The organism is Paracoccus wurundjeri (assembly GCF_030678915.1).
GTDB classification, from domain to species: Bacteria; Pseudomonadota; Alphaproteobacteria; order Rhodobacterales; family Rhodobacteraceae; genus Paracoccus; species Paracoccus onubensis_A.
This window is the reverse complement of the sequence record NZ_JAUUTZ010000008.1, coordinates 131,171-150,887: the sequence shown is the minus strand read 5'-3', so window position 1 is coordinate 150,887 and position 19,717 is coordinate 131,171. Positions and strand designations below refer to the sequence as shown.

General features: G+C 60.3%; 25 protein-coding genes. 14 read left to right on the top strand and 11 right to left on the bottom strand.

Annotated elements, in window-relative coordinates:
• Positions 1-28: 28 nt before the first annotated feature.
• Complete coding sequence (gene rsmA, locus Q0601_RS10235) at positions 29-880, top strand: 16S rRNA (adenine(1518)-N(6)/adenine(1519)-N(6))-dimethyltransferase RsmA (RefSeq protein ID WP_305289719.1); 852 nt, start codon at positions 29-31, stop codon at positions 878-880.
• Positions 881-951: 71 nt separating this feature from the next.
• Here rsmA and Q0601_RS10230 read toward each other — a convergent pair whose 3' ends face one another.
• The 3 genes from Q0601_RS10230 to prfA form a co-directional block, all read right to left on the bottom strand.
• Complete coding sequence (locus Q0601_RS10230; protein WP_305289718.1) at positions 952-1,785, bottom strand: DUF4167 domain-containing protein; 834 nt, start codon at positions 1,783-1,785, stop codon at positions 952-954.
• 259 nt (positions 1,786-2,044) lie between these two features.
• Positions 2,045-2,890: a peptide chain release factor N(5)-glutamine methyltransferase gene (gene prmC, locus Q0601_RS10225; RefSeq protein ID WP_305289717.1), complete on the bottom strand. Its 846-nt coding sequence runs from the start codon at positions 2,888-2,890 to the stop codon at positions 2,045-2,047.
• Positions 2,887-3,939, bottom strand: a complete 1,053-nt coding sequence (gene prfA, locus Q0601_RS10220) for a peptide chain release factor 1 (protein WP_305289716.1) — start codon at positions 3,937-3,939, stop codon at positions 2,887-2,889. Before prfA ends, prmC begins: the two co-directional genes overlap by 4 nt.
• A 247-nt stretch (positions 3,940-4,186) precedes the next feature.
• Here prfA and rpsF point away from each other — a divergent pair, with 247 nt between their 5' ends.
• The 3 genes from rpsF to rplI are packed head-to-tail and all read left to right on the top strand — an operon-like array spanning position 4,187 to position 5,393.
• Entirely contained in the window at positions 4,187-4,543 is a 357-nt protein-coding gene (gene rpsF, locus Q0601_RS10215) for a 30S ribosomal protein S6 (RefSeq protein ID WP_305289715.1), read from the top strand.
• Positions 4,544-4,556: 13 nt separating this feature from the next.
• Positions 4,557-4,784 (top strand): 30S ribosomal protein S18, encoded by a 228-nt coding sequence (gene rpsR / locus Q0601_RS10210; protein WP_119748823.1) that lies wholly within the window; start codon positions 4,557-4,559, stop codon positions 4,782-4,784.
• Positions 4,785-4,796: 12 nt separating this feature from the next.
• The gene (gene rplI, locus Q0601_RS10205; protein WP_305289714.1) at positions 4,797-5,393 is read left to right on the top strand and encodes a 50S ribosomal protein L9; all 597 of its coding nucleotides are present in this window, start codon (positions 4,797-4,799) and stop codon (positions 5,391-5,393) included.
• A gap of 152 nt (positions 5,394-5,545) precedes the next feature.
• Here the strand turns inward: rplI and hisG are convergent, their stop codons facing one another.
• Genes hisG through hisS form a run of 3 tightly spaced genes read right to left on the bottom strand, consistent with a single transcriptional unit; the run spans position 5,546 to position 8,834 of the window.
• Positions 5,546-6,220, bottom strand: coding sequence for an ATP phosphoribosyltransferase (gene hisG / locus Q0601_RS10200; protein WP_305289713.1), 675 nt, complete (start codon positions 6,218-6,220; stop codon positions 5,546-5,548).
• Positions 6,217-7,275, bottom strand: coding sequence for an ATP phosphoribosyltransferase regulatory subunit (locus Q0601_RS10195; protein ID WP_305289712.1), 1,059 nt, complete (start codon positions 7,273-7,275; stop codon positions 6,217-6,219). Before Q0601_RS10195 ends, hisG begins: the two co-directional genes overlap by 4 nt.
• Positions 7,272-8,834, bottom strand: coding sequence for a histidine--tRNA ligase (gene hisS, locus Q0601_RS10190; protein WP_305289711.1), 1,563 nt, complete (start codon positions 8,832-8,834; stop codon positions 7,272-7,274). The genes Q0601_RS10195 and hisS overlap by 4 nt, the downstream gene beginning before the upstream one ends.
• A 52-nt stretch (positions 8,835-8,886) precedes the next feature.
• Between hisS and Q0601_RS10185 the strand changes: the two genes are divergently transcribed.
• From Q0601_RS10185 to Q0601_RS10170, 4 genes are all read left to right on the top strand, one after another.
• Positions 8,887-9,105, top strand: coding sequence for a SlyX family protein (locus Q0601_RS10185; RefSeq protein WP_305289710.1), 219 nt, complete (start codon positions 8,887-8,889; stop codon positions 9,103-9,105).
• Positions 9,106-9,245: 140 nt separating this feature from the next.
• Positions 9,246-10,538: an adenylosuccinate synthase gene (locus Q0601_RS10180; protein WP_305289709.1), complete on the top strand. Its 1,293-nt coding sequence runs from the start codon at positions 9,246-9,248 to the stop codon at positions 10,536-10,538.
• Positions 10,539-10,619: 81 nt separating this feature from the next.
• Entirely contained in the window at positions 10,620-10,832 is a 213-nt protein-coding gene (locus Q0601_RS10175; protein ID WP_119748809.1) for a DUF2842 domain-containing protein, read from the top strand.
• The gene (locus Q0601_RS10170; protein ID WP_305289708.1) at positions 10,829-11,494 is read left to right on the top strand and encodes a thiamine diphosphokinase; all 666 of its coding nucleotides are present in this window, start codon (positions 10,829-10,831) and stop codon (positions 11,492-11,494) included. The genes Q0601_RS10175 and Q0601_RS10170 overlap by 4 nt, the downstream gene beginning before the upstream one ends.
• Before the next feature lie 106 nt (positions 11,495-11,600).
• Here Q0601_RS10170 and Q0601_RS10165 read toward each other — a convergent pair whose 3' ends face one another.
• On the bottom strand, positions 11,601-11,984 hold the full coding sequence (locus Q0601_RS10165) for a DUF2147 domain-containing protein (protein WP_305289707.1): 384 nt from the start codon (positions 11,982-11,984) through the stop codon (positions 11,601-11,603).
• Positions 11,985-12,122: 138 nt separating this feature from the next.
• On the opposite strand from Q0601_RS10165, the gene hisA reads away from it, so the two are divergent.
• From hisA to aat, 6 genes are all read left to right on the top strand, one after another.
• Positions 12,123-12,842 (top strand): 1-(5-phosphoribosyl)-5-[(5-phosphoribosylamino)methylideneamino]imidazole-4-carboxamide isomerase, encoded by a 720-nt coding sequence (hisA, locus tag Q0601_RS10160; RefSeq protein WP_305289706.1) that lies wholly within the window; start codon positions 12,123-12,125, stop codon positions 12,840-12,842.
• Between the two features lie 3 nt (positions 12,843-12,845).
• On the top strand, positions 12,846-13,607 hold the full coding sequence (hisF, locus tag Q0601_RS10155) for an imidazole glycerol phosphate synthase subunit HisF (RefSeq protein WP_305289705.1): 762 nt from the start codon (positions 12,846-12,848) through the stop codon (positions 13,605-13,607).
• Complete coding sequence (locus Q0601_RS10150) at positions 13,604-13,924, top strand: phosphoribosyl-ATP diphosphatase (protein WP_305289704.1); 321 nt, start codon at positions 13,604-13,606, stop codon at positions 13,922-13,924. Before hisF ends, Q0601_RS10150 begins: the two co-directional genes overlap by 4 nt.
• A 190-nt stretch (positions 13,925-14,114) precedes the next feature.
• Positions 14,115-14,618, top strand: coding sequence for an acetyl-CoA carboxylase biotin carboxyl carrier protein (gene accB, locus Q0601_RS10145; protein ID WP_305289703.1), 504 nt, complete (start codon positions 14,115-14,117; stop codon positions 14,616-14,618).
• A gap of 7 nt (positions 14,619-14,625) precedes the next feature.
• Entirely contained in the window at positions 14,626-15,972 is a 1,347-nt protein-coding gene (accC, locus tag Q0601_RS10140) for an acetyl-CoA carboxylase biotin carboxylase subunit (protein WP_305289702.1), read from the top strand.
• A 6-nt stretch (positions 15,973-15,978) separates the two neighbouring features.
• Entirely contained in the window at positions 15,979-16,608 is a 630-nt protein-coding gene (gene aat / locus Q0601_RS10135; RefSeq protein ID WP_305289701.1) for a leucyl/phenylalanyl-tRNA--protein transferase, read from the top strand.
• Here aat and Q0601_RS10130 read toward each other — a convergent pair.
• The 4 genes from Q0601_RS10130 to Q0601_RS10115 form a co-directional block, all read right to left on the bottom strand.
• Positions 16,575-16,997, bottom strand: coding sequence for a DUF2155 domain-containing protein (locus Q0601_RS10130; protein WP_305289700.1), 423 nt, complete (start codon positions 16,995-16,997; stop codon positions 16,575-16,577). The genes aat and Q0601_RS10130 overlap by 34 nt on opposite strands.
• On the bottom strand, positions 16,998-17,372 hold the full coding sequence (locus Q0601_RS10125) for an NADH:ubiquinone oxidoreductase subunit NDUFA12 (RefSeq protein WP_305289699.1): 375 nt from the start codon (positions 17,370-17,372) through the stop codon (positions 16,998-17,000).
• Positions 17,373-17,549: 177 nt separating this feature from the next.
• Entirely contained in the window at positions 17,550-18,815 is a 1,266-nt protein-coding gene (gene clpX / locus Q0601_RS10120) for an ATP-dependent Clp protease ATP-binding subunit ClpX (RefSeq protein ID WP_119748788.1), read from the bottom strand.
• 165 nt (positions 18,816-18,980) lie between these two features.
• Entirely contained in the window at positions 18,981-19,613 is a 633-nt protein-coding gene (locus tag Q0601_RS10115) for an ATP-dependent Clp protease proteolytic subunit (RefSeq protein WP_305289698.1), read from the bottom strand.
• Between the last annotated feature and the right edge of the window lie 104 nt (positions 19,614-19,717).

The window sequence follows — 19,717 nt, the reverse complement described above, 5'->3', positions numbered from 1 at the left end:
TGGCACGTGACGGTCAAAGGGCGCGAATATGAGCAGCCTCGACGGCCTTCCCCCCTTGCGAGACGTCATCGCGCGTCATGAACTGCGCGCGAAGAAACAGCTTGGCCAGAATTTCCTGCTTGATCTGAACCTGACAGCCAAGATCGCCCGGCAAGCAGGGGATCTGACAGAATGCGATGTCCTGGAAATCGGCCCCGGCCCCGGAGGCTTGACCCGTGGGTTGTTGGCCGAGGGCGCCCGTCGGGTTCTGGCCATCGAAAAGGATGCCCGCGCTCTGCCCGCGCTGGAAGAGATCGCCTCGGCTTATCCCGGCCGTCTCAGCGTTCTTAATGACGATGCCCTCAAGATCGACCCGCTGGCCCATCTGACGCCACCGATCCGCATTATCGCCAATCTTCCCTATAATATCGGCACCGAATTGCTGATTCGCTGGCTGACGCCCCCGGAATGGCCACCATTCTGGCAATCACTGACCCTGATGTTCCAGAAAGAAGTCGCCGAACGTATCACGGCGCGACCGGGCAGCAAGGCCTATGGCCGGCTTGCGCTGCTTGCGCAATGGCGGGCGGATGCTCGGATCGTCATGACCCTGCCGCCGGAAGCCTTTGTCCCCGCGCCGAAGGTGCATTCCGCGGTCGTCCATATCACGGCATTGCCCAAGCCGCGTTTTCCCGCCAATCCGGCGATCCTGTCGCGAATTACGGCGGCGGCGTTCAACCAGCGTCGGAAAATGCTGCGGGCCTCGCTGCGCGGGGTGCATCCGGATATCGAAAGACTGCTGGAAGCCGCAGGAATTGCCCCCACATCACGCGCAGAAGAAATCGACCTTGAACAATTTTGCGCCCTCGCCCGACTGGTTGCAGAGACGCAAGGGAATTAACGCAAATCGCAGCCGACGAGACAGAGTTTCGTTACGCTTCCCGAGAGCTGGAACGCCCCCATCAGTCGGGATCAACCCTCGCTGTTGTCAGTGCCGTTCTTTTCCGGTGCCGGAACAGCACTAGCTTCCGCGCTGTCGTCAGAGGCCTTCGTGCTCTTCTTGCGGCTTGTTGTCGTCCGCGAGCTGCGGCTTCGGGCCGTGCTGGGCTTGGCACGCGATTTCCGTCCGCTCCCGCTTTCGGGGGTCTCGACCAGCCCGCCCTCTTCCGACGAGCCGACAACATCCGGCAATCCCAAAGCCGACGGTTCGGACTGTTCGGGTGCAGGGGAATCAGCAGGTTGGGATACGGGCTTTGCACGTCCGGCCCCGGTTTCCGCAGAGCTGCTGCGCGACCGGCTGGAACGACGGGGCGATCCGCCGGATTTGCTGGCGGTTTGCGGAATTTCCACCTGCGATCGTTCCGCGTCGGACGTCACGGCAGGTTCGGATTGGGATGTGGATGTCTCGTTCCCGGCCTGATTTGCATCAGCCTGCACTGAAGCAGCGCCCTCCCGGCCATGATCGCGTGACATATGGTCACGGCCACCATTTTCGCGATCATCCTCGCCATTCGGGCGATTATGCTGCTGTTGCTGGAATTGCTGTTGCCGCTCGGCCATTTCGCGCTGTGCTTCGCCCAGCAGCCGGGTGTAATGCTCGGCATGCTGAAAGAAGCTTTGCTCGGCCACGCGGTCATTGGATAATTGCGCATCGCGCGCCAGCATCAGATATTTGTCGATGATCTGCTGTGGCGTGCCGCGAACCTTACCCTCCGGGCCGGAGCTGTCGAAGACGCGATTGACGATATTCCCCAGCGAGCGCTGGCGATTGGACTTGTTGCGCGAACGTGATTTCGATGATCTCATCAGTTTGTCTGTATGTGGTTCCAGTTGTCTGGACAACGTTTAAGGCGGCCTCCGCGGCGAAATCCGCGCCCTGCCATTCAGCCTTGTCCTGCGTTCATGCGATGCGCTTCGCACATCAAACGGTTTCGGCATTGTCGGGCTGACATATGCGGCAGCCTTTCGGCCCCAGCATGTCGGTGACTAACCACGCTAGCAGGGCTATGACAAGGAAAAAGTTTCAAGTTTTCTTCATTTCCATGCAAATTCCGCCAATCAGTGGCTAAAAACGTGCCAATATGACACGATCCCGACCGTCAAGATCGGTAAGGCAGCGTGTTTCAGCACCATGACTGCGAAAAATCGTCGCAACCGCTTCGCCCTGTTTATGGCCGATCTCAACCAGAACATGGCCGTGCGGGGTCAGATGCCCGGCCGCGCTGCCGGCAATGACACGATAGGCGGATAACCCATCCGCGCCATCCGTCAATGCCCGGCGCGGCTCCCACTTGCCCACTTCGGGGGCAAGTCCGGCCATTTCATCAAGCGCGATATAAGGCGGATTCGAGACGATCAGGTCAAAGCGCCCATTCACGGTAGAAAACCAGTCCGAAACTGCCAACCGCGCTGTCACCCCAATCAGATGGGCATTCCGCCTCGCGACATCAAGCGCCGCTTCGGAAATATCGGTTCCTGTCCCCACACTGCCAGGCCGTGCAGACAGCAGCGAAATCAGGATCGCGCCTGTTCCCACCCCCAGGTCCAACACGCTGTGCCAAGGCAATTTCAACGCTTCTTCAACCAGGGTTTCCGTCTCTGGTCGCGGGTCCAGCGTGTCGCGGGTCACGATGAATTCATGTTCCCAAAAGGCGCGGCGACCGGTGATCTGGCTGACCGGTTGCCGCGTCGCGCGGGCATCGATCATCCGCCGATAAGCGGCTTCCAATTCGGGCGAGGCAACCGCCGCAAGATATTGCCCCCGATAGTGATCCTTGATCTGCTCTCCCGTAATCAGGCACAGCGCATGCATGAACAACAGTGACGCATCCCGATAACTATCCGCGATCCCCGCCGCTTCAAGCCGCTGCTGCGCGGCAAGGCACAGTTCTTTGCCTGTGGGTCTGCTCATTCCTGCGCGGCCAGCCGCGCGGCCTGATCATGCGAGATCAGCGCGTCGATGATATCGCCCAGATCGCCCTGCATCACCTTGTCCAGCGCATAAAGTGTCAGGTTGATCCGGTGATCGGTCAGCCGGCCCTGCGGAAAATTATAGGTCCGGATCCGTTCGCTGCGATCACCGCTGCCCACCTGGGATTTGCGATCCGCGGCGCGTTCGTCATCGCTGCGCTGCCGCTCGATATCGTAAAGCCGCGCGCGCAGGACCGCCATGGCGTTGGCGCGGTTCTGATGCTGGGATTTTTCCGAACTGGTTACCACGATTCCGGTAGGAATATGGGTCAGCCTCACCGCCGAATCGGTGGTGTTCACATGCTGCCCCCCCGCACCCGAGGCCCGCATCGTGTCGATGCGGATGTCGCTGGCCGGAATCTCGATATCGACCTCTTCCGCCTCAGGCAGCACCGCCACGGTGGCAGCACTGGTATGAATCCGCCCGCCCGATTCGGTTTCCGGCACCCGCTGCACCCGATGCACCCCCGATTCGTATTTCAGGCGGGCGAAGACGCCCTCTCCCTCGATCCGCGCCACGGCCTCCTTGATGCCGCCAAGCTCGGTTTCGCTATATTCCAGCAATTGAAACGACCAGCCCTGCATCTCGGCATAGCGGCGATACATGGCCAACAGATCGCCTGCGAACAATGCCGCTTCGTCCCCCCCGGTTCCCGGCCTGATCTCGACGATCGCTGGACGGGCATCGGCAGCATCCCGGGGCAGCAGCGCAAGGCGCAATTTCTGCTCGAGCTCTGGCAGTTCCTCGCGCAATCGGGACAGTTCATCCTCGGCCAGTTCCCGCATCTCGGGATCGGCAAGCATCGCCTGCGCCTCTGTAACCTGGGCACGCGCGTCCTGCCACTGGCCGATCTGTTCGACCACCGGCTTCAACTCGGCATATTCACGGCTGATTCCTGCGATCTGGGCAGGCGCGGCGCCGGCATTCAACTGCGCCTCGAGAAACTCGAAGCGCTGGACAATCTGTTCAAGGCGGTCTTCTGGCAGCATGAAAGGGAATTACCTCTGCCGTGGCCAGCCGTAAAGCGTGATAACAGCTATTCTCATACTGACGCAGGAATATCCGCCGCTTCCCGGCGAGGCTGCATTTCCCGAGAATTCCCTTGCATCTTCGGCAACCACCGCTATAAGACCCCATCTTTCCGCAGACTATTCGCAATCGGCGTAACCTCTCGTGGCGGGGGCGGAAAGACAAAGCCTGCCTTTGAAGTGCGCTTGACAAGATGAAAGGATCGCCATGCCTCTGTACGAGCATGTGCTGATCAGCCGTCAGGACCTGTCCAACACGCAGGCTGAAGGGCTGATTGAACATTTTTCGACCGTTCTCGCCGATAACGGCGGCAAGGTCGTAGATCATGAATACTGGGGTGTCCGCACCCTCGCCTATAAGATCAACAAGAACCGCAAGGGCCATTACGCCTTCCTGCGCAGCGACGCCCCCTCGGATGCCGTTCACGAGATGGAGCGTCTTGCCCGCCTGCATGACGACGTGATGCGTGTGATGACCATCCGCGTCGATGAGCACAAGGAAGGCCCCTCGGTGCAGATGCAGAAACGCGAAGAGCGCGGCGAGCGCCGCCGCGAGCGGAACTGAGAGGATCTGAACAATGGCAAGCAAACCGTTTTTCCGCCGCCGCAAGGTCTGCCCCTTCTCGGGCGAGAACGCGCCGGTCATCGACTACAAGGACACCCGTCTGCTGCAACGCTATATCAGCGAACGCGGCAAGATCGTTCCTTCCCGCATCACCGCCGTCTCGGCAAAGAAGCAGCGTGAGCTGGCCCGTGCAATCAAGCGCGCCCGCTTCCTTGCTCTGCTTCCCTATGCCGTGAAGTAAGGAGGACATATCATGCAAGTCATCCTGCTGGAACGTGTGGCCAAGCTTGGCCAGATGGGCGAAGTGGTCAACGTCAAGCACGGCTACGCCCGCAATTTCCTGCTGCCTCAGGGCAAGGCGCTTCGTGCATCCGAAGCCAATATGAAAGCCTTCGAAGAGCGTAAGGTTCAGCTTGAAGCCCGCAACGCCGAAACCAAGACCGACGCTCAGAAAGTCGCTGACAAGCTGGACGGTCAGTCCTTCGTCGTGATCCGCTCGGCTTCCGACTCGGGCGCGCTTTACGGTTCCGTCACCACCCGTGACGCGGCTGACGCCGCGACCGAAGCGGGCTTTACAGTAGATCGCAAACAGGTCGTTCTGGGTCAGCCCATCAAAGAGCTGGGCCTGCACAAGGTACAGATCATCCTGCATCCCGAGGTCGAGGCAACGATCACCCTGAACGTCGCCCGCACCAATGAAGAGGCCGAGATTCAGGCTCAGGGCAAATCCATTCAGGATATTGCCGCCGAGGCCGATGCCGAAGCCGAGTTCGAAATCGCCGAACTGTTCGACGATATCGGAAGCGCCACTTCGGACGAGGACGGCGCCGCGGACGAAGACCGCAGCTGATCCGGCGTTCACGATTCCTGAAAAGGCCGTTGCGGAAAACTGCAGCGGCCTTTTTCATGAGCCGGGTGCGCTTCCAGTCAGGTTTCACGACCCGAAGCGTATACCGCACCGCCTGATATACAGATCAGGCGAGCCCTCAGGAATTCCCGGATTTATAGCCCAAGCTGATTCAGAAACCGCTTCATATTCGGATCCATCGCTGCCTGATTGGCGAATAATGTCGCCTGCGAGCGCAAGATCGGCTCTTCCGACAGGATTTTCAGGTTATTCGCCCTCAGGGTTGCGCCAGAACTGGTGATATCGGCAATCGCCTCGGCCGTCTGATTGGCCACGGTGCCTTCGGTCGCGCCCTGACTGTCGACCAGTTGGTAATCTGCCACTTCATGCGCAGCCAACCATGCCCGCACCAACCGGTGATATTTGGTGGCGATTCGCAGGCGGAATCCATGCGCGGCGCGGAAATCACGGGCGATCGAGGTAAGGTCGTCCAAATTATCGCAATCACACCAGCATTCAGGCACTGCAAGGATCAGATCGGCATGACCGAATCCCATCGGTACCACCTCGACGATATCCGACTTCCAACCGGCCAGCTTTTCGCGGATCAGATCGGTGCCGGTCACGCCCAGTTCGATTCGCCCCGCCCGAAGTTCGCGGGGGATCTCTCCTGCTGACAACAGCACCAGTGAAACGCCCTCGGCGCCTTCGACCTGCCCCGCATATTCGCGGTCCGAACCGCTGCGCGACAGCCGCACGCCGCGATCTGCGAACCAATCGAAGGTCTGTTCCATCAGCCGCCCCTTGGACGGTACTCCCAGCCGGATCATGCCGTCTCCAGTTCCGCAAGCAGGCCGGGACGGATGATGCCCCCGACAGCAGGAATCCTGCGCCCTTTGCCCAGAACCGAGGTCAGTGCGTCATAACGCCCGCCCGAAGCAATCGGCGGCCAGCCGCGATCCCCGGCCATGAAGCTGAAGGTGAAACCGTCGTAATATTCCATCGTGGTCCGCCCGTGACTGGCGTCGAACACAACCTGTTCCGGAGCGACACCTGCGCGCGCGATCTTGTCGAAACGGGTTACGATCCGTTCGACCGCTCCCGCGATCTCTGGCCATTCCAAGGCGAGTTCCCGCAGCATGACGACAGCTTCGGATGCGGGCGCCCGGACCGCGAATAACCGCTTCAGCCGTTCAGTCCAGATCGCGGGCAATGGCGGGGATCCGGCATCCGCCCGCAGCCGGTCGATCCGGGCCTGCATCTCGGCCGTGCTGCGCAGCCCCGTCCAGGACGCCACGTTTTGCGGAAAATCACGCGGTCTGGTCTCGGCAGAAAACCGCACAAGCAATTGCTGAAACCGCCCTGCCCGCCAGATATGGTGCAGCAGGGCATCCCGGCGCGGCGCAGGCAACGGCAAGCCGCGCACGGCATCCAGCAACAAGCCCATATCTCCGGTTTCGGCACGTGCCCCATAGGGCGACAACAGACGATAGAACAGCGCAAACACCTCGGCATCCGCGCCGGTTTCATGCGAGAAAAGCTCGAACCCCGCTTGCAGATATTCGTTGTCGCGCGGCGTTTCGGAGCGGGTATCGCCCATGTCCTGCTTGCGGAATACCTCGCCCAGATAGCAATAGCGGGCCGGTTCCGCGCCATTCTCCATATGCGCCTGCACAACCGGCACAGTGAAATCCGGCCGCAGCATCATTTCGCCACGGATCGGATCGCTGGTGACATAGGCGCGGGCGCGGATATCCTCGCCATACAGATCCAACAGGCTTTCGGCGGGAAGCAGGATATCGGGCGCAACCTCTTCCGCGCCCGCCTCGCGGAACGCCGCGAGAAGCCTTTTTCCGACCGTCTGCTTGCCGCAATTCAGGGTCATCCGAGTATCCGCCGGACTTCAGCCACCAATTCGTTGCGTGGAACCTCGGTCTGGGCGGGTTGGGATTTCCATTCGTCAAGGCTGGCCTCGGCGGCGATTTTCGCACCAAGAACCAGATCCTTGACCTGAACCACGCCCCTTGCCGCCTCATCCGCGCCCTGGATAATCGCTACAGGAGCCCCACGCTTGTCGGCATATTTCAACTGGTTGCCGAAATTCTTCGGATTACCCAGATAGACCTCTGCCCGGATACCGGCGGCGCGCAGTTCGGCGGCCATGGCCTGATAATCCGCCATCCGGTCGCGATCCATAACGGTCACGACAACCGGTCCGCCCGTTTCGGCCCCGGCCAAACCCTTGGCACGCAAGGCGGCAAGCAGGCGGTCCACGCCGATACTGATCCCGGTCGCCGGCACTTTCTGTCCGGTGAACCGTTCGACCAGCCCATCATAGCGCCCGCCGCCCGCAACGCTGCCGAATTGCCGTTTGCGTCCCTTGTCATCAAGGATCTCGAAAGTCAGTTCCGCCTCGAAAACCGGCCCGGTATAATAACCCAACCCGCGCACGACAGAGGGATCGATCACCACACGATCTTCGTCTACCCTCATCGCCTTCAGCATGGCGGCAATCTGCGTGAGTTCATCCACGCCCTCGGTCCCGATCTCAGAATTGCCTACTGCCGCGCGCAGGTTCTCCAATGTTGCTGCATTGTCGTCACCTTTGGCGGTCAGAAAGACGAGCACCGGCGCAGCTAAATCTTCGCTCAGCCCGATGCCTTCTATGAAGGCACCGCTGTCATCTTTACGACCGGTGGTCAAAAGTTGTCGCACACCCTCTTTACCGACCTTGTCGAATTTATCGATCACTCTCAGGATATCATCACTCAAAAGCAATTCTGCGGTATATGTTCGCATTGCGCGAGTTACCGACTGCCCAATCGCTTCATGATGCGAATCTTGCTCTTTACTCGCGGGCATTGGTAAAACAGTCTCAAGCACGCCATTCAGAACCTTGCGATTATTGATCCGCACGATGTAATCGCCCCGCGCGATCCCCACCGCCTCAAGCGCATCGGCCAGCATCGCGCAAATCTCGGCATCCGCCGCGACCGAGGCCGAACCCACCGTATCCGCATCGCATTGATAGAACTGCCGGAACCGCCCCGGCCCCGGCTTTTCATTCCGCCAGACCGGACCCATGGCAAAGCGGCGATACGGCATCGGCAGATCATTGCGGAACTGCGCGGCGACACGGGCCAGCGGCGCGGTCAGGTCATAGCGCAGCGCCAGCCAGTCGCCCGAGCCTCCGCCCGGCACCGCCTCTTCCTGCCATGCGAAGACCCCGGCATTTGGCCGGTCGACATCGGGCAGGAATTTTCCCAGCGCCTCGACGGTCTCGACGGCGCTCGTTTCCAGAGGATCGAAACCGTGGCGATGATAGATTTCCGCGATACGGTCCAGCATCACCTTGCGTTCCGTCACATCCGCGCCAAAATAGTCACGAAAGCCCTTCGGCGTTTCCGCCTTGGGACGGGGCTGTTTCTTCTTATCCTTCGCCATGGTCCTGTGCCCTTCCGGCCAATCCGTGGCTGCTCTAACGGAAGGGGGCCAAATGGACAAGCAGCACGAGGCGCGAATCGAGCATCTTGAAGAGGTTCTGGCCCATCTGACACTTCTTACGGAGGATCTGAGCGAGGTCATCGCCCGTCAGGACGCGGAGATCGCACGCCTGACGCGCCGCGTCGAAATGCTGATGCAGGCCGAAGCGACTCGCGAGACCGAAGCGGGCAATACCGTCCCGCTGTCCGACCAGCGTCCCCCGCATTGGTAAGCCACACCGCTCCAATTTCCGGAATCGCCACCCCGACCCGGCACCACGGCAATTGCGAGGGTTGAAATCCGCTTTCCCCCGCAAGTGTCATGCGCTAGACCGCTTGGCGGACAGTTTTCGGGTAATGGAAGGACCTGCTCATGGCCAATGTGGTGGTTGTCGGCGCTCAGTGGGGTGACGAGGGCAAGGGTAAGATCGTCGACTGGCTCAGCGAACGGGCCGATGTGATCGCGCGATTTCAGGGCGGTCATAACGCCGGGCACACGCTGGTCATCGGTAACACGGTTTTCAAACTCTCTCTGCTGCCTTCCGGCATCGTGCGCGAAGGCAAGCTGGCGATCATCGGCAATGGCGTCGTACTGGACCCCTGGGCATTGTTCAGCGAGATCGACAAGATTTCCGCGCAGGGCATCTCCATCTCGACCGAAAACCTGATGATCGCCGAGAATGTTCCGCTGATCCTGCCGCTTCATCAGGATCTGGACCAGCTTCGGGAAGCGGCTGCAGGCAAGGCCAAGATCGGCACGACCGGTCGCGGCATCGGCCCCGCCTATGAAGACAAGGTGGGGCGTCGGGCGATCCGCCTTGCCGATCTTGGCGACGAAGAGACATTGGACGCCCGGCTTGACCGCCTGCTGGCGCATCACGATGCGCTGCGGCAGGGATTGGGCGCGGAACCTATCGACCGGGCCGCACTCAAGGCAAAACTGCAAGAGATCGCGCCACGTCTTCTGCCATATGCACAGCCGGTCTGGAAAATCATGGCCGATGCCAGGAAATCCGGCAAGCGCATCCTGTTCGAAGGCGCGCAGGGTTCGCTTCTGGATATCGATTTCGGCACTTACCCCTATGTCACCAGCTCAACCACGATGTCCGGCATGGCCGCGACCGGAACCGGAATGGGACCCGGAGCCGTGGATTTTGTACTGGGCATCGTCAAGGCCTATACGACTCGTGTCGGCGAAGGCCCCTTCCCGACCGAGCTTCATGATGAGGACGGCCAGCGACTGGGCGAACGCGGCCACGAATTCGGCACGGTCACCGGACGTCAGCGCCGCTGCGGCTGGTTCGATGCGGTGCTGGTACGCCAGACCTGCGCCATATCAGGCGTAAGCGGCATTGCCCTGACCAAGCTTGATGTGTTGGATGGCTTCAAAAAGCTGAAAATCTGCGTGGGATACGAGATCGACGGACAGCATTATGACTACCTGCCGACGGCTGCCGCGCTGCAATCCAGAGTGACGCCGGTTTACGAGGAAATGGACGGCTGGCAGGGCTCTACCTCGGGCGCGCGAAGTTGGGCCGATCTTCCGGCTGAGGCGATCAAATATGTGCGCCGCGTCGAAGAGCTGATTCAATGTCCCGTCGCCCTCCTGTCCACCAGCCCCGAGCGCGACGACACGATTCTGGTGACCGATCCTTTCTCGGATTAATAATGGTTTCGCGGAAAGGGGTGTCACCGCCGGAAGCGCATCGGCGGATTGCCCAAAACATCGAACCGGGAAGCTGAGACAATGGATTTGAAGACTCGGAAACGCCTCTCGATTCTTGTGCTCGTGCTGGGTCTTCCGGCGTATATCATTGTGGCTGTCACCTTGACGAACTGGATGGATGCGACCTGGGGTCGGCAGCCGATCTGGATCGAACTTCTGGTCTATGTCCTTCTGGGCATCATCTGGATCATGCCGTTCAAACGCCTGTTCACCGGCATAGGCAGGGACGAATGAACCCGCCGCTGGTCATCTGCGACACCGGCGTGACCGTCATCGGAGGAGGAGAGGTGCGCCCGGTCGAACTGATGACCGCGCTCAGTATCGCTCCGACCATCGTGGCCGCCGATGGCGGGGCGGATCGGGCCCTGTCTCTGGGGCAGGCTCCGGATTGGGTGATCGGAGATCTGGACAGTATCAGCGATGCCGCAAGAGAGATCATCCCGGCCGAACGAATCGTCCATGTCGCCGAACAGGACAGTACCGATTTCACCAAATGCCTGAAGCGGATACAGGCGCCTTTCGCGCTTGCGGTCGGCTTCTCGGGCCTGAGGCTTGATCATACATTGGCCGCACTGACCACGCTTGTCACGTGCAGCCTGCCGGTGCCGATCATGCTGACCGCCGAAGATATCGTGTTCCGGGCGCCATCACGGCTGACCCTGCCGCTGATGCCGGGCACGCGGGTTTCGCTGTATCCGATGGGTCCGGCGCGCGGAATCAGCACCGGGCTGGAATGGCCCATCGACGGAATCGAATTCACCCCGGGCCAGCGGGTCGGTACGTCGAACCGCGCGCATGGGCTGGTGACGTTGAAGATCGACGGGCCGATGCTGATCATCCTGCCGCGCGATACGCTGTCATCCGTACTGACGGCATTGGGGTTGCCAAAAGGATAACACCGCCGGACCAGATTCCGCAGGCCAGCCCCTGGCTGTTTGCCGAAATCCCGGACATGCAGCCACCAGAAGCTGGCCATGCCTGCCCCGGGCTTCCCCTATTTGCTTACTGGACCCGCACCCAGGTCTGGCTTTTGCACAACAGGCCGCCGGCGACACAGCCAGACAAGCTCATCTGATCGCCGGAAATCTTGGCCTTGCCCATATAAATCTTGTTATTCGCAGGACGCCAGATCCTGCCTTCATAATTATCGCCGCCCTGCGCAGCCATATCGATCACGATCTGCCGGCCGATATTGGGCGATTGATATTCGGTCTTGTCCTTGAATGTCCGGCTGATCGTGCCGCAGAAAGCCTGGCCGCAAGGTGCGATGGTGACATGGGCGAAAGCACCCTCATCGGGCTGGGTCTGCCAGATCCCCTCGATCGGGTCGGCGCTCGCGGCACCCGCGCCAAGCAGGAATGCCGCGCTAAAGAACAGTTTTCTCATGATCATTCCTCCTCGGATCATAAACCGCAGTTTGTGCCTCAAAATACGCTCATGGCAAGCATGACGTCAGGTGAAACCCTTTCCCTTTCGTCAGCAAGATGGCAAAGGAAAGCCAGCAAGACGAATGAGAGAGCCGAGATGATCCTTTACCCCGCCATCGATCTGAAAGACGGAAACTGCGTACGCCTGCTGCGTGGCGACATGGACGCGGCAACCGTATTCGGCACCGACCCGGCAGCGCAGGCGCGCGCCTTTCAGGATGCGGGGGCGGAATGGCTGCATCTGGTCGACCTGAACGGCGCATTCGAGGGGAAACCGGTTAACGCAGCAGCGGTGGAAGCGATTCTTGCGGCGGTCGATATTCCTGCCCAGCTTGGCGGCGGGATCCGCGACATGGCGACGATCGAAAGCTGGCTCGACCGCGGATTGAACCGGATCATCCTTGGAACAGTCGCGGTCGAGAACCCTGCCCTGGTACGCGAAGCAGCAGAGGCATTTCCAGGCCGGATCGCGGTGGGTATCGATGCCCGTGCGGGCCGGGTCGCAACCCGGGGATGGGCAACCGAAACCGATGTGAAAGCCGCCGATCTCGCCCGCCAGTTCGAGGATGCGGGCGTGGCCGCGATCATCTATACCGATATCGATCGTGACGGCGCCATGCAGGGACCGAACATCCCCGCGACCGAGGCGCTTGCCCGGGCCGTACATATCCCTGTCATCGCCTCGGGCGGGGTGTCGAAGCTGGACGATCTGAAATCGCTTGCCGAGACCCGCATCATCGCCGGGGCAATCTCGGGGCGGGCGCTGTATGACGGAGCGCTTGATCTGGGCGAAGCCCTGGCCGCCCTGAAAGGATAACCGATGCTCAAGACCCGGATCATCCCCTGTCTCGATGTTGCCGACGGGCGCGTGGTGAAGGGCGTGAATTTCGTCGATCTGCGGGATGCCGGGGATCCGGTCGAGGCGGCGCGCGCCTATGATGCCGCCGGAGCAGACGAGATCTGCTTTCTGGACATTCATGCCACGCATGAAAACCGCGGCACCATGTTCGATCTTGTCACCCGAACGGCAGAACAGTGCTTTGTTCCGCTGACCGTCGGCGGCGGCGTTCGCAGCTCGGGTGATGTGCGCGACCTGCTGCTGGCCGGCGCGGACAAGGTCAGCTTCAACTCCGCCGCCGTCGCCAACCCCGATGTCGTCGCCGAATCCGCCGACCGTTTCGGCAGCCAATGCATCGTCACCGCCATCGACGCCAAGACCGTCGCGCCGGGCCGATGGGAGATCTTCACCCATGGCGGCCGCAAGCCTACCGGCATCAACGCCGTTGAATTTGCCCGTAAAGTCGAGGCGAAAGGCGCGGGAGAGATCCTGCTGACCAGCATGGATCGCGACGGAACCCGTTCGGGCTTCAACCTGCCCCTGACCCGGGCCATCGCGGATGCAGTGAATATCCCGGTCATCGCTTCGGGTGGGGTCGGCACGCTGGATCATCTGGTCGAAGGCGTCACCGAAGGCCATGCAAGCGCCGTTCTGGCCGCCTCGATTTTTCATTTCGGCACCTATACGATTGCCGAGGCCAAGGCCCATATGGCCGCCGCTGGTATCCCGATGAGGTTGACATGACCCGCCCGCTCGACCGTCTTGCCGCAACGATCGCTGCCCGAAAAACTGCCGATCCCGGCAGCAGCTGGACCGCGAAACTACTGGCCAGCGGCCCCGAGAAATGCGCCGAGAAATTCGGCGAAGAAGCCATTGAGGCGATCATCGAAGCCATCAAGGGCAACCGCGGACGGCTGACCTCGGAAGCCGCGGATGTGATCTATCACCTGATGGTGATGCTCGCTTCGCGCGACCTGACGCTGGCGGATGTCGAGGCGGAACTGGAACGGCGCGAAGGACAGTCGGGGCTGGAAGAAAAGGCGTCGCGTGGGACAAAATGATCCGGGACCGTTGCTGTCGCGTTAAGCTTGGGCCGGCCCCACAGGATTACGGAATTGGCAGATCATCTCTGCAAGGCGGCGGAAACTTGACGATTTGACGGAAACTCTTCCCCTTGGGCGGACATGAAGGCTATAAGCGGCCCAATTCAAGCGCCCTTCGGGATGACGCAAACATATTACAGAGGACGGCATGAGCAACGATTCAAACGACGGCAAGCATCACGATGGCGACGTGGCCTTTATCCAGTCGCTGGCCGAACTGCTGAATGCACGGGATCTGGCCGAACTATCGGTCAAACGCGAATATGGCGAACATGACCGGCTTACCGTCAGTCTGTCCAAACATGGCAAGCAAGTCACGGTACAGGCTGCGCCGGTCCATGCAGCCCCTGCTCCTTCGGCCCCTGCGCCCACCGCAACCATACCGGCACAGACCAGTGGCGACGATCCCGCCGATCTGCCCGGGGCGGTGACCTCGCCCATGGTCGGCACTGCCTATCTTGCACCGGAACCCGGCGCAGCGGCATTCGTTCAGATCGGTCAGCAGGTTGAGGAAGGCGACACGCTTCTGATCGTCGAGGCAATGAAAACCATGAATCACATTCCCGCCCCGCGCGCCGGAACTGTGAAACGGATATTGGTCGATGATGGCAGCCCGGTCGAGTTCGGCGCGCCCCTGATGGTTGTCGAGTGAGGCAGGCATGTTCGACAAGCTCCTGATCGCCAATCGCGGCGAGATCGCCCTTCGCGTGATCCGCGCCTGCCGCGAGATGGGCATTGCCTCGGTCGCGGTCCATTCCACTGCCGATGAGGATGCCATGCATGTCCGTATGGCCGACGAATCGGTCTGTATCGGTCCGGCTCCATCCTCGGCCAGCTATCTGTCGATGCCCGCCATCATCTCGGCCTGCGAGATTACCGGGGCGCAGGCAATCCATCCCGGTTACGGTTTCCTGTCCGAGAATGCCGGTTTCGTGCAGATGCTGGAGGATCACGGCATCACCTTCATCGGCCCCCGGGCCGAACATATCCGGATCATGGGCGACAAGATCACCGCCAAGGAAACGATGAAGGCGCTTGGCGTGCCCTGCGTTCCGGGCAGCGAGGGCGGCGTGGCCGATGTGGATGACGCCAAGCGCGTCGCCGCCGAGATCGGCTATCCGGTCATCATCAAGGCCACGGCAGGCGGCGGCGGGCGCGGCATGAAGGTCGCGCTGGACGAGAATGGGCTGGAGGTTGCGTTCCGCACCGCAAGAGCCGAAGCCAAGGCGGCTTTCGGCAATCCAGATGTCTATATCGAGAAATACCTGCAAAAACCGCGCCATATCGAAATTCAGGTCTTTGGCGACGGCAAGGGGCGCGCTGTGCATCTGGGCGAACGCGATTGTTCGCTGCAACGCCGACACCAGAAGGTTCTGGAAGAAGCCCCTGGCCCCGCCATCACCGCCGAACAACGCGCCCGGATCGGCACGATCTGCGCGGATGCAGTGGCCAAGATCGGCTATGCGGGTGCAGGCACGATCGAATTCCTGTTCGAGGATGACGAATTCTATTTCATCGAGATGAACACTCGTCTTCAGGTCGAACATCCCGTGACCGAGGCGATTTTCGGCGTCGATCTGGTTCGCCAGCAAATCCTGGTCGCGGCAGGCGAAGAGATGGAATTTCAGCAGGAAAACCTGTCGATCCGCGGCCATTCCATCGAGGTCCGCATCAATGCCGAGAAGGTACCGGGTTTCACCCCCTGCCCCGGCAGGATCAGCCAGTTTCATGCGCCGGGGGGCCTGGGCGTTCGGATGGATTCGGCGCTGTATCAGGGCTATTCGATCCCGCCCTATTACGACAGCCTGATCGGAAAGCTGATCGTACACGGCCGCGACCGGCGCGAGGCTTTGGCACGGCTTGATCGCGCCCTTGGCGAATTGATCGTGGATGGCGTCGATACCACTGTGCCGCTGTTCCGCGCGTTGCTGCAAGAGCCGGATATCCAGACGGGCAATTACTCGATTCACTGGCTGGAACGCTGGCTGGACCAGAATTTCGGCTGAACCCCGGTGCTGACGCCCGCGCAATTGCTGTCCGGCTACGCGCAGGGCGTCTTCCCGATGGCGGAACGTGCCGATGATCCGCATCTGCATTGGTTCGACCCACCGGTGCGGGGCGTCCTGCCTGTGGGCAAGATTCATGCTTCCCGCTCACTGCTGCGCGATTTGCGGCGCGGAGGATGGTCCGCGCATCTCGACACGGATTTCGACCGGGTCGTCGCAGCCTGCGCCGATCGGCGCGAAACATGGATCAACACGCCGCTGCGCCATCTCTATCGCGATCTGCATCAGGCGGACCACGCTCATGCCATTGAAATTCGTTACGAAAATCAGTTTGCGGGCGGCATCTTCGGCGTCACCCTGGGTTCGGCATTCTTTGGCGAATCGATGGTTTCAACCAGAACCAACGGATCGAAAATGGCGCTGCTTTGGACATCGTGCCATCTTGCCCGATGCGGTTTTACGCTATTCGACACGCAATTCCTGACACCGCATCTGGAGCGAATGGGCGGCCGCGAGATTCCACGCCTGGCCTATCGCCAGCAGCTCGCCAATGCCCTAAGATCAGAGGCGGATTTTAGGGCCTATTCTTTACCGGATTCCAATCAAATCTGGCAAGAAATCACCCAGACATCATAGCGCGCATCGTCAAGCGCCGAAAGCGCCGGGGAAGAGGCGATCATCCAGCCGCTGAACCGCGTCACATTTTCCGACTGATCGGTGATGGTAAGTTGCGCATAAGCATCAGAACTCGGATCATCGGCAGGGTAACGGCATTCACCCAACCGTATCTCCAGCCGCCCCAGCCGGACCGCCTCACCTACGCCGACCGTCAGATCGGTTGTCCGACCCGATACCTTGTCCAAGCCGCGCAGCAAGGCGGTATCCGCACGCGCGACCCTCTCCCGTATCACAGGCGGAGGGGTATCCTGATCCGATTCCACGATCTCCTGCGCCAGAAGCGGCAAGGCGGCAAAGCCATATACCGCCAGTGCCGCAGCAGCCCGTGTCAGCCGTCTGACAGACATCTATTCTGGCTGCCAGGCATCGTAATCGCGGCGCGCCACCGGCTCGGGACGCTGAAGCGACCCTTCCGGATAATAGGCTTCCTCGGTCCCGGTCATATTCGCCAGATGCGGCTGTTCCCAGGGCTTATGTGGCAAAGGCGCCTCGGTCGGCGGCTCGGCCCATGTGTGATGCAGCCAGCCATGCCATTCGGGGCTGACCCGGCTTGCCTGGGATTCACCGTTAAAGATCACCCAACGACGGCTGCCATCCCTGTTCTGATAGAACAAATTGCCTTCGCTATCCTCACCCACCTTGGTTCCGTTACGCCAGGTCCAGAACTGGGTATTGATCGTCTGGCTGTTCCACCAGGTCAGGGCACGAAGCAGAAACGACATGGGCGCAGACCTCATAACTCGGGTTCGTCAATGATATGGCGGAACTCACCGCGAAGATCCAGTCCCCGCACCGTATAATCAGCGGTCCGGCCTTCTTTCTTCACTCAAATATCCTCGGGGGAGTCCGATCAAAGGCCGGGCCGGGGGCAGACAACCCCCGATGCCCAAGCACCCCGCTCATCCGGCCGAGGCACTCTCTTTCTTGTTTTCGGCATGAATCAGCAAAGGCTTGGCCGATGCATTCTCGACCGCGTCCTCATTCACCACGACCTCTGAAACGCTATCCATGCCGGGCAAGTCGAACATGGTATCCAGAAGAATATCTTCCATGATCGAACGCAATCCTCGCGCGCCGGTCTTGCGCTTGATCGCGCGCTTCGCGATCGCGCTCAGGGCGTCGTCGGTAAATGTCAGCTGCACGTTTTCAAGATCGAACAGCCGTTGATACTGCTTGACCAAAGCGTTCTTGGGCTTGGTCAGGATGATGATCAGGGCTTCCTCGTCCAGATCGGTCAAGGTCGCGATCACCGGCAGACGACCGACGAATTCCGGGATAAGTCCGAATTTCAGCAGGTCTTCAGGTTCCAGATCCTTGAACAGCTCACCCACGCCGCGGTCGTCGTTTTCCTTGACCTCGGCGCCAAAGCCCATGGCGCTGCCCTTGTTGCGCTGCGAGATGATCCGATCAAGCCCGGCAAATGCGCCACCGCAGATGAACAGGATATTCGTCGTATCCACCTGCAGGAATTCCTGTTGCGGGTGCTTGCGGCCGCCCTGCGGAGGCACCGAGGCGACAGTCCCCTCCATGATCTTCAGAAGCGCCTGCTGCACCCCTTCGCCCGACACATCTCGGGTAATCGACGGATTGTCGGATTTGCGCGTGATCTTGTCGACCTCGTCGATGTAGACGATTCCGGACTGCGCGCGCTCAACATTGTATTCGCTGGCCTGCAACAGCTTAAGGATAATATTCTCGACATCCTCGCCGACATATCCCGCCTCGGTCAGCGTCGTCGCATCGGCCATGGTGAACGGCACGTCAAGAATGCGTGCCAGCGTCTGCGCCAGCAGCGTTTTGCCGCATCCCGTAGGACCAATCAGCAGGATATTCGACTTCGCCAGTTCGATATCGGATTTTGCGCCGTTATTCAGCCGTTTATAATGGTTATGCACCGCGACAGACAGGACACGCTTCGCATGTTCCTGACCGATGACATAATCGTCCAGAACCTGGCAGATTTCCTTGGGTGTCGGCACGCCATTATCGGATTTCAGCCCGGTCGACTTGGTTTCCTCGCGGATAATGTCCATGCAAAGCTCGACGCATTCATCGCAGATGAACACTGTCGGTCCTGCAATCAGCTTGCGAACCTCATGCTGGCTTTTACCGCAAAAGCTGCAGTAAAGCGTGTTCTTGCTGTCTGAGCCGGACTGGTTAGCCATCGTCCAATTCCTTCAATATAGCCAACGCCCTCCCGACGCGGCTGGCGATGCCGAACCAATTCCGATCATCGCCATTCAAATCCGCCATCCCGACCCATCGGCCGCGACACAACGCTTTTCCCACATGTTAGGGGTGACGCGCTTCCGTCACAATCCCCCCCAGCCTTATTTCTTCTCGGCCTCGGCTTTGCCGCGTGGTTCCAGAACTTCATCGATCAGGCCCCAGTCCCGGGCCTCTTCCGGAGCCATGAAACGGTCACGTTCCAATGCTTCTTCGACGTCTTCGAGCGATTTTCCGGTATGCTTCACATAGATTTCATTCAGACGGCGCTTCAGCTTCTCGGTTTCCCGCGCGTGAATCAGGATATCGGTCGCCTGCCCCTGATAGCCGCCCGAGGGCTGATGCACCATGATCCGGCTGTTGGGCAGCGAATAGCGCAGCCCCGACTCTCCGGCGGCCAGCAACAGCGATCCCATCGAGGCCGCCTGCCCCACGACCAGCGTCGAGACGCGGGGGCGGATATATTGCATGGTGTCATAGATCGACAGGCCCGAGGTCACCACGCCACCGGGGCTGTTGATATACATGCTGATATCCTTGGACGGATTTTCAGCCTCAAGGAACAGAAGCTGCGCGCAGATCAGCGTGGACATCCCGTCATGCACCGGTCCGGACACGAAAATGATTCGTTCCTTCAGCAAGCGCGAAAAGATATCATAGGCCCGTTCCCCGCGGGACGTCTGCTCCACCACCATGGGAACGAGGGTGTTCATGTAGAATTCTGCCGGATCGCTCATCGTTGTTCCTTGCCTGATAGCCCCATTTCCCACGATTCGACCGGGTATTCCACCCCGTCTTAGCCGCGAAAGGTTGACAGAGTCTTAGTAACGGGCAAGGTCCG

Excerpts from the sequence above, each read along its gene's own strand:
- hisG (WP_305289713.1), bottom strand. The coding sequence starts at position 6,220 with ATGATCCGGCTGGGAGTACCGTCCAAGGGGCGGCTGATGGAACAGACC.
- rsmA (WP_305289719.1), top strand. The coding sequence starts at position 29 with ATGAGCAGCCTCGACGGCCTTCCCCCCTTGCGAGACGTCATCGCGCGT.
- Q0601_RS10175 (WP_119748809.1), top strand. The coding sequence starts at position 10,620 with ATGGATTTGAAGACTCGGAAACGCCTCTCGATTCTTGTGCTCGTGCTG.
- hisA (WP_305289706.1), top strand. The coding sequence starts at position 12,123 with ATGATCCTTTACCCCGCCATCGATCTGAAAGACGGAAACTGCGTACGC.
- Q0601_RS10230 (WP_305289718.1), bottom strand. The coding sequence starts at position 1,785 with ATGAGATCATCGAAATCACGTTCGCGCAACAAGTCCAATCGCCAGCGC.
- accB (WP_305289703.1), top strand. The coding sequence starts at position 14,115 with ATGAGCAACGATTCAAACGACGGCAAGCATCACGATGGCGACGTGGCC.
- Q0601_RS10150 (WP_305289704.1), top strand. The coding sequence starts at position 13,604 with ATGACCCGCCCGCTCGACCGTCTTGCCGCAACGATCGCTGCCCGAAAA.
- Q0601_RS10170 (WP_305289708.1), top strand. The coding sequence starts at position 10,829 with ATGAACCCGCCGCTGGTCATCTGCGACACCGGCGTGACCGTCATCGGA.
- Q0601_RS10130 (WP_305289700.1), bottom strand. The coding sequence starts at position 16,997 with ATGTCTGTCAGACGGCTGACACGGGCTGCTGCGGCACTGGCGGTATAT.
- Q0601_RS10195 (WP_305289712.1), bottom strand. The coding sequence starts at position 7,275 with ATGACCCTGAATTGCGGCAAGCAGACGGTCGGAAAAAGGCTTCTCGCG.
- Q0601_RS10185 (WP_305289710.1), top strand. The coding sequence starts at position 8,887 with ATGGACAAGCAGCACGAGGCGCGAATCGAGCATCTTGAAGAGGTTCTG.
- rpsF (WP_305289715.1), top strand. The coding sequence starts at position 4,187 with ATGCCTCTGTACGAGCATGTGCTGATCAGCCGTCAGGACCTGTCCAAC.
- Q0601_RS10115 (WP_305289698.1), bottom strand. The coding sequence starts at position 19,613 with ATGAGCGATCCGGCAGAATTCTACATGAACACCCTCGTTCCCATGGTG.
- rplI (WP_305289714.1), top strand. The coding sequence starts at position 4,797 with ATGCAAGTCATCCTGCTGGAACGTGTGGCCAAGCTTGGCCAGATGGGC.
- Q0601_RS10165 (WP_305289707.1), bottom strand. The coding sequence starts at position 11,984 with ATGAGAAAACTGTTCTTTAGCGCGGCATTCCTGCTTGGCGCGGGTGCC.
- accC (WP_305289702.1), top strand. The coding sequence starts at position 14,626 with ATGTTCGACAAGCTCCTGATCGCCAATCGCGGCGAGATCGCCCTTCGC.
- prmC (WP_305289717.1), bottom strand. The coding sequence starts at position 2,890 with ATGAGCAGACCCACAGGCAAAGAACTGTGCCTTGCCGCGCAGCAGCGG.
- prfA (WP_305289716.1), bottom strand. The coding sequence starts at position 3,939 with ATGCTGCCAGAAGACCGCCTTGAACAGATTGTCCAGCGCTTCGAGTTT.
- hisF (WP_305289705.1), top strand. The coding sequence starts at position 12,846 with ATGCTCAAGACCCGGATCATCCCCTGTCTCGATGTTGCCGACGGGCGC.
- hisS (WP_305289711.1), bottom strand. The coding sequence starts at position 8,834 with ATGGCGAAGGATAAGAAGAAACAGCCCCGTCCCAAGGCGGAAACGCCG.
- rpsR (WP_119748823.1), top strand. The coding sequence starts at position 4,557 with ATGGCAAGCAAACCGTTTTTCCGCCGCCGCAAGGTCTGCCCCTTCTCG.
- Q0601_RS10125 (WP_305289699.1), bottom strand. The coding sequence starts at position 17,372 with ATGTCGTTTCTGCTTCGTGCCCTGACCTGGTGGAACAGCCAGACGATC.
- Q0601_RS10180 (WP_305289709.1), top strand. The coding sequence starts at position 9,246 with ATGGCCAATGTGGTGGTTGTCGGCGCTCAGTGGGGTGACGAGGGCAAG.
- clpX (WP_119748788.1), bottom strand. The coding sequence starts at position 18,815 with ATGGCTAACCAGTCCGGCTCAGACAGCAAGAACACGCTTTACTGCAGC.